Origin of the sequence: Arachidicoccus terrestris (assembly GCF_020042345.1) — a bacterium.
GTDB lineage: Bacteria > Bacteroidota > Bacteroidia > Chitinophagales > Chitinophagaceae > Arachidicoccus > Arachidicoccus terrestris.
Genome location: NZ_CP083387.1, coordinates 4,272,693 through 4,284,668 on the forward strand (window position 1 = coordinate 4,272,693; position 11,976 = coordinate 4,284,668).

The following is an 11,976-nucleotide window of genomic DNA, read 5'->3' on the forward strand; positions in this document are numbered from 1 at the left end:
CTATTTTGTATTTTGAGAAGTGATCGCCTTTTTGCCAAAATAACTAATCAGGTAAAAGGACACGCCTAGTGATATAGTATCTTTGAAGAGGAACAGACCAAGGTTGTTCATATAACCCATACCGTTGACTTTAATTATGGTGTCAGGCGTGGTAATGAGCATAGTACTGGTAATAAAAAACATAACTATTGTAATCAACCCTCCAATAATGCCAGCTTGAGGTTTGGAATAAGCGATAATAAAAAGTATTGCGGCAATGATCTCTGTAATGCCAATAATATCTGAGCCAATATAAGGCCCGAAAAGCTTAAAATGCCAGCTGATGAACGGACTGTTTGAAACCAGGGGAATGATGCCCTCAGCGCCAGAGTTAGTCATTTTAAAAGAGCCTGCCCAAAGGAGCATGACGACCATAGCAATGCTGATAAACAGGAAAGGTAAGTTTTTTGCGCTTATCCAGTTCGCCAATTTGATTAAGTTGCCTTGTGTTGTTTCCGATTTCATTTTCTTGAAGTTTTTATTATTATTTTGATACTACAAAGGTCTGATGAAAATGAAGGGAGAAAAATATCCGAGTTACCCGAAGAAATGTCCCGATTTCCCGAAACATAGATTAAGAAAATAGTGAATGATAAAATGTCTGGCCTGAATAGTAGGGTTAACGGAAAATATCTGTATTCGTCAAAGAACAAGATGTATTTTAAATCAGTTTGGCAGTCTCGTGCCTTGAAGCTGAAAGTTCGAAATAGGATAAAAAGTTCGAACCGCTGGTTTGCCTGATAGTTTTTCTTATTGTATGTTTTTTTGTATATCCCACTAAACATCTGATTTTTAGCGATTTAATAATCTGTTTTTGATGCCAATATTTTTAAATCTTCCAAAAAATGGTTCGAAAATTGTCCCGGGAGGCCGACTCAGCCTTAAAATCAGTGCAATAGCAGGGTTTAAGGCTTTTTTTATTGTAACTTCTTTTTTATAGAATGGTCCCCTAAAATACCGTGTAAACTTCAACGCAACTTTTTTACAAATTCGGCAATGGCTTTTCCGATTTCCATGGGGCTATCTTCTTGCAAAAAATGTTTTCCCTTCACTGAAGTCTCTGTTTGATTGGGCCATGTGCTGCAGAATTTGCGTATGCTATCATTTTCCACTGCTCCGGGGTCGCCATGAATCCAAAGCTTAGGAACCTGACTTTGTTTAAGCCAATTTCCATATTCAGCTACTATTTCAGCCACTTCCTTAGGCTCCCCATCCAGAGCAATTTGACATGGAAATGACAATGTCGGACGGCGATCCTCACCCTCGTTAAGGTAGGGCCGCCGATACTCTGCCATTTCCGCATCGCTGAGTTCTCGCAAAATCCCTCCCGGCAAAACCTTTTCAACAAACACATTGTCTTTTAAAACCAACTCCTCACCTGCGGGAGAACGTAAAGCCCGGAATAAATCGCTTACTTTAGGTTCAAATTCATTCCACTTAAAAGGAATCGCCAATGCTTCCATGTAAACGATACCCTGAATTCGGGAACGGTTTTGATTTGCCCAATCAAAGCCCAATACCGAACCCCAGTCGTGAAGCACCAATATCACCTTTGTTCCCAGTTTCAATTCTTCCCAAAGTGCAAAAAGAAAGCTACGTTGCTCTAGATATGAATACCGTTTAGGTCCTGAGTTGGGGAGCTTTTCCGAGTCGCCCATACCAATCAAATCGCAGGCGATAAGGCGCCCAAAATTACGGCAATAAGGCATTATATTTCGCCAGAGATAGGATGAAGTAGGATTACCGTGCTGAAATACAATAGGGTCGCCTTCGCCTTCATCAATATAAGCCATACGTCGGCCTTTAATCTCGATAAATTTCTTTTGGGCAAAAGGTTTTTCGCTAAAAATGGTCTGTACGTTCGTTTTGCGTTCCATGTGTTTAGTGATTTAATACAACAAAACTACAGCCATGTCATACACCAAAAAATAATGTATATTAAGATTTTCTGCGAAACATACTTGCTTTCATCTGGCTAAAGAATTCCGGTGTAACACCGATATATGAGGCAATATATTTTTGCGGAATCCGGTTTTCAAGACCTGGGTAAGCTTCGGTGAACAGATCATATCTTCCCTCCGCAGGTTTTGAAAGGCCGGCATTTATTCTGTTTTGATGAAAGACAAAAGCATTTTGAAATAAAATTCTGAAAAATCGTTCGAATTTTGGTGCTCGCTTATACAGAATGTCCAAATTGTTTTTGCTGATTTGTAATAGGACGGTAGGCTCCAACGCTTCTAGATTATTGACACTCTTCTGTCCCGACAAAAAGCTATATAAATCGCCGCTACACCACCAATCTTCTGGTGCGAACATCAAAACATGTTCCTTGCCGCCAGCATCAATTGTATAGGTTCGCAGACAACCGCTGATCACAAAAAACTGATGTCGCGCCAAATCACCTTCTGTTAATAAAAGTTCTTTTCTTTTAACGGTTTTAATAATTGCAAGGGAGGAAAAAATTTGTGTCTCTTCCTCAGTCGGCTCAATGTGCCGCTGTATATTTTTTATAACATATTCGTGCATGTGCTGTTGCTGGAATTTCAAATATAACGAATATTTCCAGTCCTGGTAAGCCCTGTGACCTTTCCGCCCCATAAACTTGTCTATATGAAAGGCCTTTTGCCGATTTAACGGATATAGCTGCGGTCGAAAGCTACGATATATTCTTTTCCTCTATCGTTCCAATAGATGCTATCAATATAAATATCATGAATTTATATTTTAATTCTTATATATCCAGCTCTCTAGTTGGGACCTTGATAGATTTCGCAGGGGGATGAATCATTTAAATAAATGACCTGATTAATGTTATTAATCAGAAAGAAGGAGATTCTTTAGCGTTTCTTGAATTACTTGTCATTTTAGTGATCGCCAGCTTTAAAAGTTGATTAAACCGGTCCGGACTCTCAAGCATGGGATAGTGCCCTGTTGGACCCATGTTTAGTAGATGATATTCAATCTGGTTTTTCTCAAACGCAAGGGTATCGGTAGGATGATAGTCGCTATTAATCAGATACAGCGGCTTATGGAGCAGCTTGAGTTTTTCCAAAAAAGGATATTTATCAAGATCTTCTAAGCAATTGGCGGCAATGACGGAATCAGAACTTAGTATGTCTTTCAAAACTCTTTGTTGTATTGCGCTGTCAGTAGAGGGTGAGAATAGGTGCTTGCGCTCTTCCAATACATTTGCTTTAAAATGTCGTCTAATGTCGGCATAGGCTTCTGCCCATTCTTTTTCCATTTGAGGGGTGAGTATTAATCCGATGTTTTTGAGATTGTCAACGCCAACAAGGCCAATAATGAGTTTCGGATAAGTGATGGCCGATTCAACAATGATTGAGCCACTCATAGAATGACCAATAAGGACTACATTTTTTAAATTTAATGCTCTGATCACAGTATTTACATCTTTGGCATATTCTTCCACTGTCCAAGAAGTCCGGTTCTTGCCGGATTTACCAAATCCCGGTAAGTCAATAGTAATTACCCGATAGTGGTTAGAAAAAAATGAGGCTTGCTTAGCCCAATAGCTTTGGTTAATGCCCCATCCGTGAATGAAAAACAAAACAGTGTCTCCGATTTTGCTGTCATTATAATTAATAACTACCCCATTATTACGGATTGAGCTGTCCATTTTGCCTGTTATTTTTGTATGCGGCTTATTATTTCCACAGGAACAAAAATATAGTGATAGAAGCAATACAAAGCTGCCGATAAATAAAAATCGAAGGATTGGTTTCATTTTGATTCAATTCAATGTGTTAACATCCTTGAGGAACTATAATACGAATTTAAAGCAAATATGTTAAAACAATTTGTATTTCACATCTGTCTTGTAATGACAGTGTTTCCATAAAAGAGCCTCGGGCAGTTTAAGATATTTTGAAAAAAATTATCTAGTGTTCTTTTATTTTCTTGGAAACTTCTCTCGACGCAGGGCAATCAGGTTATTTGCGAATTCATTTTTTCGATTCTATTTTAATGAAGAGTGATTAGATGCTTGTGCGAAACCTTCTCTGTTATATTTGTGTTTGTATTCTACAGGAGGAAGTCCTGTAATCTTTCTGAATAAGTTTCTGAAAGCATTGGTGTCACTATACCCCACTTCATACATCACTTCATTAATTGTTTTTTGAGTTGTCTCAATTAATCGTTTTGCTGCTTCCATTTTTACCCGCTGTACATATTCTGCCGGGGTATTGTCTGTTGCCTTAATAAATCTACGGTCGAAATGCCGCCTTCCAACAGCGAATCTGGCAGCAAGACCTTCTACTGTTATTTTTTCAGAAATATTATCTTCAATGTATGTTTGCGCTTGCTTGATTAGCTCGTCACCGTGAAGCTTCTGCCCTGTAAATATGGTAAAAGTAGCCTGAGTTTGCCGGTCCATTTCAATTTGAAATATTTTTGAACATAATATAGCCGTTTGCCTGTCATAATATTTTTCTATCAAATAAAGTAAGAGATTCAGAAAAGAGTAAGCGCCTCCGTTTGTATAGAGTCCATTTTCATCGGTAATCAGCTTGTCTGTCTGTAAATTCACCTTGGGAAACATAGTTCGAAATGCATCTGCTGCGAACCAATGTGTAGAGCAACTTTTGCCATTCAACAAACCAGAGGAGGCCAGCATAAATGCACCTGTACACATACTTGCAATCTCTGCCCCATTTTCGTATTGCTTTTGAAGCCATTTGATTAACTTCTTTTCCTGGTGTACGATTTTTTCAAGGTTGCGAACTAAGGAAGGGATAATGATTAAGTCAGTTTTTTTGATAGACGTAATTAGTTTTTGAGGAATAAGCGCAAATGAGCCCTTATAGACTTCACTTCTTTTTGAAGTACTTGCCAGTTCGATTTTAAAAAGATCTCTCTTGCTCATCTGGGTACAATATTCATTGGCGGTTGAAAAGATTTCATAAGCACCAACTACTCCAGCAATAGTATAAAGATTCGTTTGGCCGGCCGGGATAATTATAGTTAGACGTTTCATGGCATTCTTTTTACAAAAGTAACTAAATATTTGTCAGGTCTAAATAACCACACTATAAAGTCCAATTTACAGGGCTTCAGATAATTTATTTTATATCAATTTTGTATCTAACAATTAAATAAACCCGTTATGAAACTAAATAACTTATTGTCGGTCGCTGCTATTTATATGGCTGTTGTAGGTTTTGGTTTTATACTTTTTCCCGAAGCTTTTGGTCGAGGAGCCCTCCCTGCAGATCCATCTCCTACATTAATTTCATATTTACGCCTTTGGGGAAGCCCCTTAATAGGGATCGCAGTTTTGAACTGGAAGGTCAGAAAAGAAGGTCCTTCTAAAGCCCTGGATGCCATTGTAGTAGGAAATATAGTCGGATTTGCTGTTATGACGCTTTTAGATGCATGGGGTTTGCTCAACGAAGCACGCCCTGTCACAAAAGTATTTGTCGTCGTTCATTTAGTCTTTACGCTGGCCTTCATTATTATCGGAAGAAAGCGCTTATCAAAAAATAACATGGTTTAAGTATATTGGTAATAAAAAGGTTATGGGAAAATTAATTGTCGAAGCGGAAGTTTCAATAGATGGGGTGGTCAACACCCCTGATATATGGGGTGAAATCTTCAAATATCATAGTGAAGATGTGACCAACTATCTTCATTCGTTGCTTTTCAGTGCAGATATGCTCGTATTGGGTCGTAAAACTTATGAGTTCTTTTCTGAGGTATGGCCGGAGCGTTGTGATGAAAATGCGGAGAAAATCAATTCAATGACTAAACATGTGGCTTCCCGAAACCCAAATTTGCCAGTAAAGTGGAATGCCTCTCTTATCAAAGATGATCTAGTCGCTGAAATACAAGCGTTAAAGCGGCAACCCGGCCGCGTTCTACTCCAGTATGGTATAGGAGAATTGACAAAAGATATGTTAAAGAATGGTTTGATAGATGAGTTTCAGTTGATGGTGTTTCCTTTTACATTTGGACATGGAGAACGCTGGTTTGATATCATTGATCCCTTCGTTTTTCAGCTGCTTGAATGTAGAGCCTTTATCTCCGGAACTCTACTACTTCGTTATCAGCCAAAATATCGTTTATGATGGGGCGATCGGCCCCGTTATTATTTGCTGGTTTTCCGGGCGGCAGTATGGCACATAAAATGATGTAGATACATTAAATACAGGTGGTTTCCCAAAAAAGGAATTTGGGGGAATTACGCGTTTAACCGATTTTCTAATAAAGCAAAAGGTATGAAACTTCGAATTGTTCAGTTTTTCTCTGTTATTCTATTGGTAATGGTCACAGGCGTCTTTTGGGGAACCTGGTTCACCCTTACCCGGTCGCTGGATGCGTTTCCGGTGGAAGAGTTTATCCATAATGGAAAAGTGATTATTAATAATCTTGCTACTCCCATGCGTATCATATTTCCACTTTGCATCTTCTTTGTTTTATGGACATTATGGCTGACACGTAAGAATAACCGCAAAGGGTTTTATTTTACGCTGATTTCAATTATATCACTTCTTATTGCGTTGTTGATTACGCTGCTGGTTGAAGTTCCAATTGATAATCAAATTAAAACGTGGACGGTTTCAACGGTGCCTTCTAACTGGGCGGTTATACGGGAAAAATGGGGGACTTTTCACGGCCTCCGTACCTTTGCCTCTCTTGCCAGTATATACAGTTATGTAGTTCCCATTATTTTCGCCGAATGATAAATATGCCTATGAAAGGCAGCGTGTCTATTGTTGTATTAAAATAGGCGGGATTAGGCAATGGAATCTGTATTATCTGTACAATGTGAATAGTAATATGGCTTTACCTACTAATACGCTTCCCGGCATTCTCAGGGAGCCGGTTACCTTTCCAGCCTAGAAAGTAACCCCTACAGGTGGAATGATGAATACTATTTCAAGCCGCAGCAGCATTATCTGGATCTGTTCTCAGAACAATTCAAAACGCCCGTAAATATCGTTCCGTATTGAATAAATAACAATAATTATCAGACTGCGTTCTAACCATGCTGAAATCGGCAAATAAATAAGTTGTTTTTTAAAGTCGGAAAACTAATTAAGGGAGAATGCTATACCGGAAACCAGTAGCGAGGCCTACACACTGCGCCTTTTTGCTCGGTAACATCGTTTCTGATGCTGCCGTGGTGTTTGTTTTATTCCTTTTTCTTGGTGGTAATTTTTCAAATCAATGGGGTGTTTCTTCCCCGAATGTGAATCTTTCTGCGCTCAGTTACTAGTGAAAATAGAGGCGGTTTTGCAAATGTATTGTCGATTAAAGGCAATACCATGCGTAAACTTATTTTTAGAAGGATATCAATGACTTTAAGGGGCCTATGGCATGCTTTTGACAGACTATTTATAAATGAGTCACAGCAGTCTACTTCTGCTTCGTATTTTTTCAATATGCGATATTACTTATATAATAAAATTTGAACTATGAAAAAGGAAATTGTTAAGAACCAAAGAACGACAAAGAGGGAACTCAAGAAAAAGGTTCCTGAAAATAAAGACACGCTCGACAGCCGGAAAAATGAAGAATTTAGCTTTAAGGGAGACGATATTACCCATAATAAAAAGCCAACTAAAAGGAAGAAATAATGAATTAGACAGGACTTGTCGGGCAGCTCCCGCATGTAATTTTAATTTCTTTCCTGCGCCTGTTTTAGACATTAAAAATAAACCGCGGACTGAGTTGTCGGCGGTTTATCAAATTACTAGATTTCGATGGAAGGAAATGCTACTTTCTATTTTCTTTATAACGCATGTCCTTGGTGCCATCTTTTTTTAGATGATGGCCAGTTGCATCGGTTTTGGCTGCAGCTGTTTTCTTGACCTCTTTGGCTTTTTTAGCGGCTGTTTTTTCGGATGCTTTAGCATTTTTTCTAGCCACTTTCGCCGATGCCGGTGCTTTTGCTGTCGCTTTTTCTGCTGTTCTTAGATGTTTCTTTTGTGTCTTTTTAGCTTTTTTGACGACCTGTTTTCCTGTGGTTTGGGTCGTAACTGTGGTTTGTGCATAGCTTCCTGTGAAGCAGAAGCTGAGTGCAAAAGCCATGATCAATCCAAAAATCAATTTCTTCATGATGCACATTTTGTTTGTTATTGGAAAAATTTCCATATCAAATTTACGGGCGAATTGAAATTGGAAATATCAGCCATAGCAGTAAATTATTGTTAATCTATATGGATTTATCAGTGTTTAAACATAGAAATTCCTTCATTTTTTGCATTCCATATTATACCCATTGTGATAATTCAAATGATTTTTTGAGTCAGTGACGGCGGCTCTCTGAACTCATTTTACTCTCCCGGTTAAATATAGGTCGTATTTCTGCTTCTTGTGGAATAGACTGTAACGTACAATGATAAAGACATCAATTGTATCTACAGTTTAATGCGGCGGTTATAGCTGGTGTCGAGTATTAAAGCTGCTTTTTAATCTCATATTGCCATCTGGATTCGTAAATTTGATACAGAAAGTTTACCGGTAAATAGATCTGGCTATTGCCGGTTATTGCTAATCATCAATATTGAGTTATGAAAACTAGAATTTTAGGTAACAGCGGTCTTGAGGTTTCTGCGTTGGGAATGGGTTGCATGGGTCTTAGTTATGCCTATAGCCCATCCATAAGTGAATCAGCTGCTATTCGCTTGTTACAAAAAGCAATTGACCTGGGTGTAAACTTCTTTGATACAGCAGAGGCTTATAGTCGGGGCGGTAATGAAGCCATTCTTGGGAAAGCGTTTACATCGAGTAGAGATAAGGTGGTGATTGCCACAAAATTTGGGTTTAGAAACGGCAACCCTGCTGAGGGATTGGACAGCCGACCGCGTACTATCCGTAAGGTCGCAGAAAATTCTTTACGCTTATTAAGAACTGACCATATTGATCTATTTTACCAACATAGAGTCGATCCTAAAGTTCCAATCGAAGAAGTGGCCGGCGTAGTTAAGGATTTGATTCAGGAGGGTAAAGTCAGGCATTTTGGACTGAGTGAGGCAGGGGTAGATGTCATAAGAAAAGCACATGCGATACACCCAGTAGCTGCGCTACAAAGTGAATATTCTTTGTGGTGGCGGGAGCCGGAGGGAACCCTCCTTGAAACCCTGGAAGAACTGGGTGTCGGTTTTGTCCCCTTTAGTCCTCTTGGGAGAGGTTTTTTGACAGGCGCTATTCAGGCAGATACAAAGTTTGGCGAAGGTGATTTTAGAAGTCAGCTCCCCAGATTTGCTGAAGAAAACAGAAAGGCGAACCTAGCCCTTGTCGATCAATTGAAAAGCATTGGACAGGAAAAAGGCGCCTCTCCTGCCCAGATAGCGCTGGCCTGGTTGTTGGCGCAAAAACCATGGATTGTTCCAATTCCAGGCACAACTAAGCTAAAAAGACTGGAGGAGAATATCGGCGCGGTTGATATTATATTAACCGATAAGGAGTTGAAACGCATCCGCACATCGGTTGAAAGTGCTGCCGTCCTGGGGGACCGATACCCGCAAGCGTTACAAAAAACGGTAAATAGATAAGGCGGGGAGACTTATGGGCCTATTGATTACTGAGATTGAAAAAGATAACCATGGTGTATCGTATGGATAATTATTTTAATAAGATAGTTCGATTAGCTGAGAATAGTCATCAACAAATGAGCTGCACTTTGACAGACGTGGCATTAAGGGAAAGAAAGGCACATTTGCTGGATACTGTTCAACAAAAGGTACTGGAGAAAATAGAACTGGAAAATGGGTATGCTTATAGGTTTGAAAGCGGTGGCCAAATTTTGGAACAATTAATGGAACTGATCCGTGCCGAAAGAGCCTGTTGCAGTTTTCTGATATTTACCCTGTCAGTAAGCGGTCCAACGGATGATTTGTGGCTGAATTTGACCGGTGCTGAAGGCGTAAAATCTTTCATTACGCGAGAGCTGGGATTTTAATCACATGTATGAAATGAGTCAGATAATGAAAATCAAATCCCTTATGCTTCTTACATCCCGGCTTGAGGAAGTGAGGCAATTTTATGAGAAGACATTAGGTTTTGCAATATTGGATGCTTCGGAAGATATGTTTAGCATTCAGGTAGGTTGGTCAAGACTCTGCTTTAAGTTGACATCAATGCCTTATTTGTATCATTACTGTTTTTTGATTCCACGCAACCAGCTGAAAGGTGCGATGCAATGGATGGGAGAGCGTGTCCCTATCGTTGATATTCAGCCGGGAAAGAAGACTGTGCACTTTGATAGCTGGAATGCTGATTCTTTTTATTTCTATGATCCTGCTGGTAATATTGCAGAATGTATTGCCCATAATGAGCTGGATAACGATAGCAGTGGCCCATTTGATAGAACGTCGCTCTTGGCGGTGAATGAGATCGGTCTGGGGACAGATAATATTGAAAAGATTAATTCCATATTGGAAAGACAGTGTGCATCACCTTTCTGGAAAGGAGATTTGATGAGTTTTGGCACCAACGGCTCTGCAGAAGGGCGCGTCCTTATTCCTGATTATAACATTAAGGAAACCTGGTTTCCCACAAACATTAAAATTGAGCCAGCACCCGTAGATTTATTAATAGAATGCCAAGGGCGCAAGTTCAAATTAATTTACAGAAATGGCGAGTTAAGCGTGTGAAAGATAAAGAGAGAAGGTTCACTTTTTGTTTATGACTATTGAACGAAGCTCCTTCTCTCCTTTTAGGTTGCAATTCGATGGCAGACTTACTCCTCTTCTTATACATTGGTGAGTGTTGCATTGACGAAGAAAGCCCCTTTTGTGACTATTTGTACATTTTTCGGAAGCGCCTGGACGAAAGTGACGGCGGTATATCCCAGCTCAGAGACGCCGCTGATCACTTGTATTTTTCTGAATGCTTTGTTTTTTGTTGGGGTCGGTGAATCTATTGCTACAAATATAAAATCATTCCCCCCTTCGCTAACTATCGCGCTATTTGGAACGGCTGGCGTTACTGCTTTACTCAGACTAACAATCCCGGTAATATTCATCTGGTCGATCATACCTGTTTTATCCCCGTTTACACGGCAATGAACAGGAATGGTCTTGCTGTCATTTTCAAAGGCGGCGCCTATGCTGTATACCACTGCATCATATTCTTTGGCCGGGTTATTGGTCAATGTAAAATGAATGATCTGCCCGATTTTGATAAGTGGCAGATCTTTTTCGAATATCTGCAGATCCAGATGCAGGGCATCGTTATTGACAATTTCTGCAACGGGGCTGCTTGGATCTACATAGCTGCCAATTTCTGCATATACCTGACTGACAGTTCCGCTGACCGGACTTGTAATAACCAGCGTAGATTGCATCGTCGCATTATTCAGATTAGAAGCGTTGATCCCCATAAGGTTCAGTTGCTGATGCAGGGAGGACTGCCGGGTGCGGAGCGCGTTTAAATTTGCCGTGGCATTTTGCAGGTTCTTCAAGGCGCCGGCCTGCCCCTCATTGAGTGCTTTTTGTCTGGCCTCCTCTTGCGCGGCCAAAGTGATTTTACTGACTAAAGAAACGTATTCTTCCTGTAATTGGATAAACGCGGGATTGCTAACCGTAGCAATGGTTTGCCCTTTTTTGACGTGGCTGCCCAATTGAATGTTTAGTTTTTTGATTACCCCACTAAACAGCGGTGTTGCCTTGCCTCTGCTTTCATTGGGAACCCGAAGGGCTCCGTTGGCCTTGATGGTGGCGGTTAGCTCTTTGTTTTCAATTCTGCCAAGTTGCAGATCAACCGCTTTCATCTGTTCGGGGGTTAAAGTAGCGACAACGGAAGCTGCATTTTCCGCTGCGAATGCCTTTTGCTCCAGTTTATTTGTTAGAGAGTCGTTTATGGCAGGTGCTTTGGCTTCATTGCCCGCGTTATTACAAGCGGATAGGATGCCAGCTATGAGAGAAAAACTAAAAAAGCAATATAAACTTTGTTTTAATGAAGATTTCATAACGT

Annotated in this window: 14 protein-coding genes; 7 read left to right on the forward strand and 7 right to left on the reverse strand. The window is 40.0% G+C overall.

The features are described from left to right. From K9M52_RS16660 to K9M52_RS16680, 5 genes are all read right to left on the reverse strand, one after another. The gene (locus K9M52_RS16660; protein WP_224069568.1) at nucleotides 1-504 is read right to left on the reverse strand and encodes a DUF417 family protein; all 504 of its coding nucleotides are present in this window, start codon (nucleotides 502-504) and stop codon (nucleotides 1-3) included. A 503-nt stretch (nucleotides 505-1,007) separates the two neighbouring features. After that, entirely contained in the window at nucleotides 1,008-1,916 is a 909-nt protein-coding gene (locus tag K9M52_RS16665; RefSeq protein WP_224069569.1) for a haloalkane dehalogenase, read from the reverse strand. Nucleotides 1,917-1,977: 61 nt separating this feature from the next. Beyond that, nucleotides 1,978-2,586: a Crp/Fnr family transcriptional regulator gene (locus tag K9M52_RS16670; protein ID WP_224069570.1), complete on the reverse strand. Its 609-nt coding sequence runs from the start codon at nucleotides 2,584-2,586 to the stop codon at nucleotides 1,978-1,980. Between the two features lie 271 nt (nucleotides 2,587-2,857). Then, a complete protein-coding gene (locus K9M52_RS16675; protein ID WP_224069571.1) occupies nucleotides 2,858-3,784 on the reverse strand; it encodes an alpha/beta fold hydrolase in 927 nt (308 codons plus the stop codon). A gap of 231 nt (nucleotides 3,785-4,015) precedes the next feature. Continuing rightward, nucleotides 4,016-5,032 carry a GlxA family transcriptional regulator gene (locus K9M52_RS16680; RefSeq protein ID WP_224069572.1) on the reverse strand — a complete coding sequence of 339 codons (1,017 nt, stop codon included), beginning with the start codon at nucleotides 5,030-5,032 and terminating at the stop codon, nucleotides 4,016-4,018. Nucleotides 5,033-5,161: 129 nt separating this feature from the next. Between K9M52_RS16680 and K9M52_RS16685 the strand changes: the two genes are divergently transcribed. From K9M52_RS16685 to K9M52_RS16700, 4 genes are all read left to right on the forward strand, one after another. Beyond that, the gene (locus K9M52_RS16685) at nucleotides 5,162-5,551 is read left to right on the forward strand and encodes a hypothetical protein (RefSeq protein WP_224069573.1); all 390 of its coding nucleotides are present in this window, start codon (nucleotides 5,162-5,164) and stop codon (nucleotides 5,549-5,551) included. Between the two features lie 22 nt (nucleotides 5,552-5,573). Beyond that, on the forward strand, nucleotides 5,574-6,122 hold the full coding sequence (locus K9M52_RS16690) for a dihydrofolate reductase family protein (RefSeq protein WP_224069574.1): 549 nt from the start codon (nucleotides 5,574-5,576) through the stop codon (nucleotides 6,120-6,122). Nucleotides 6,123-6,272: 150 nt separating this feature from the next. Beyond that, the gene (locus tag K9M52_RS16695; protein ID WP_224069575.1) at nucleotides 6,273-6,737 is read left to right on the forward strand and encodes an anthrone oxygenase family protein; all 465 of its coding nucleotides are present in this window, start codon (nucleotides 6,273-6,275) and stop codon (nucleotides 6,735-6,737) included. A 735-nt stretch (nucleotides 6,738-7,472) separates the two neighbouring features. Further along, entirely contained in the window at nucleotides 7,473-7,634 is a 162-nt protein-coding gene (locus K9M52_RS16700; RefSeq protein WP_224069576.1) for a hypothetical protein, read from the forward strand. 139 nt (nucleotides 7,635-7,773) lie between these two features. On the opposite strand, the gene K9M52_RS16705 is transcribed toward K9M52_RS16700, so the two are convergent. Next, nucleotides 7,774-8,151, reverse strand: a complete 378-nt coding sequence (locus K9M52_RS16705) for a hypothetical protein (protein ID WP_224069577.1) — start codon at nucleotides 8,149-8,151, stop codon at nucleotides 7,774-7,776. Between the two features lie 419 nt (nucleotides 8,152-8,570). Between K9M52_RS16705 and K9M52_RS16710 the strand changes: the two genes are divergently transcribed. Genes K9M52_RS16710 through K9M52_RS16720 form a run of 3 tightly spaced genes read left to right on the forward strand, consistent with a single transcriptional unit; the run spans nucleotide 8,571 to nucleotide 10,655 of the window. Then, nucleotides 8,571-9,554, forward strand: coding sequence for an aldo/keto reductase (locus K9M52_RS16710; RefSeq protein ID WP_224069578.1), 984 nt, complete (start codon nucleotides 8,571-8,573; stop codon nucleotides 9,552-9,554). 35 nt (nucleotides 9,555-9,589) lie between these two features. Then, complete coding sequence (locus K9M52_RS16715; protein ID WP_224069579.1) at nucleotides 9,590-9,961, forward strand: hypothetical protein; 372 nt, start codon at nucleotides 9,590-9,592, stop codon at nucleotides 9,959-9,961. 13 nt (nucleotides 9,962-9,974) lie between these two features. Further along, complete coding sequence (locus tag K9M52_RS16720; RefSeq protein ID WP_224069580.1) at nucleotides 9,975-10,655, forward strand: VOC family protein; 681 nt, start codon at nucleotides 9,975-9,977, stop codon at nucleotides 10,653-10,655. A gap of 98 nt (nucleotides 10,656-10,753) precedes the next feature. Here the strand turns inward: K9M52_RS16720 and K9M52_RS16725 are convergent, their stop codons facing one another. Further along, nucleotides 10,754-11,971 (reverse strand): efflux RND transporter periplasmic adaptor subunit, encoded by a 1,218-nt coding sequence (locus tag K9M52_RS16725; protein WP_224069581.1) that lies wholly within the window; start codon nucleotides 11,969-11,971, stop codon nucleotides 10,754-10,756. Between the last annotated feature and the right edge of the window lie 5 nt (nucleotides 11,972-11,976).

Excerpts from the sequence above, each read along its gene's own strand:
- K9M52_RS16720 (WP_224069580.1), top strand. The coding sequence starts at position 9,975 with ATGAGTCAGATAATGAAAATCAAATCCCTTATGCTTCTTACATCCCGG.
- K9M52_RS16690 (WP_224069574.1), top strand. The coding sequence starts at position 5,574 with ATGGGAAAATTAATTGTCGAAGCGGAAGTTTCAATAGATGGGGTGGTC.
- K9M52_RS16660 (WP_224069568.1), bottom strand. The coding sequence starts at position 504 with ATGAAATCGGAAACAACACAAGGCAACTTAATCAAATTGGCGAACTGG.
- K9M52_RS16680 (WP_224069572.1), bottom strand. The coding sequence starts at position 5,032 with ATGAAACGTCTAACTATAATTATCCCGGCCGGCCAAACGAATCTTTAT.
- K9M52_RS16685 (WP_224069573.1), top strand. The coding sequence starts at position 5,162 with ATGAAACTAAATAACTTATTGTCGGTCGCTGCTATTTATATGGCTGTT.
- K9M52_RS16675 (WP_224069571.1), bottom strand. The coding sequence starts at position 3,784 with ATGAAACCAATCCTTCGATTTTTATTTATCGGCAGCTTTGTATTGCTT.
- K9M52_RS16710 (WP_224069578.1), top strand. The coding sequence starts at position 8,571 with ATGAAAACTAGAATTTTAGGTAACAGCGGTCTTGAGGTTTCTGCGTTG.
- K9M52_RS16725 (WP_224069581.1), bottom strand. The coding sequence starts at position 11,971 with ATGAAATCTTCATTAAAACAAAGTTTATATTGCTTTTTTAGTTTTTCT.
- K9M52_RS16695 (WP_224069575.1), top strand. The coding sequence starts at position 6,273 with ATGAAACTTCGAATTGTTCAGTTTTTCTCTGTTATTCTATTGGTAATG.
- K9M52_RS16705 (WP_224069577.1), bottom strand. The coding sequence starts at position 8,151 with ATGGAAATTTTTCCAATAACAAACAAAATGTGCATCATGAAGAAATTG.
- K9M52_RS16700 (WP_224069576.1), top strand. The coding sequence starts at position 7,473 with ATGAAAAAGGAAATTGTTAAGAACCAAAGAACGACAAAGAGGGAACTC.
- K9M52_RS16665 (WP_224069569.1), bottom strand. The coding sequence starts at position 1,916 with ATGGAACGCAAAACGAACGTACAGACCATTTTTAGCGAAAAACCTTTT.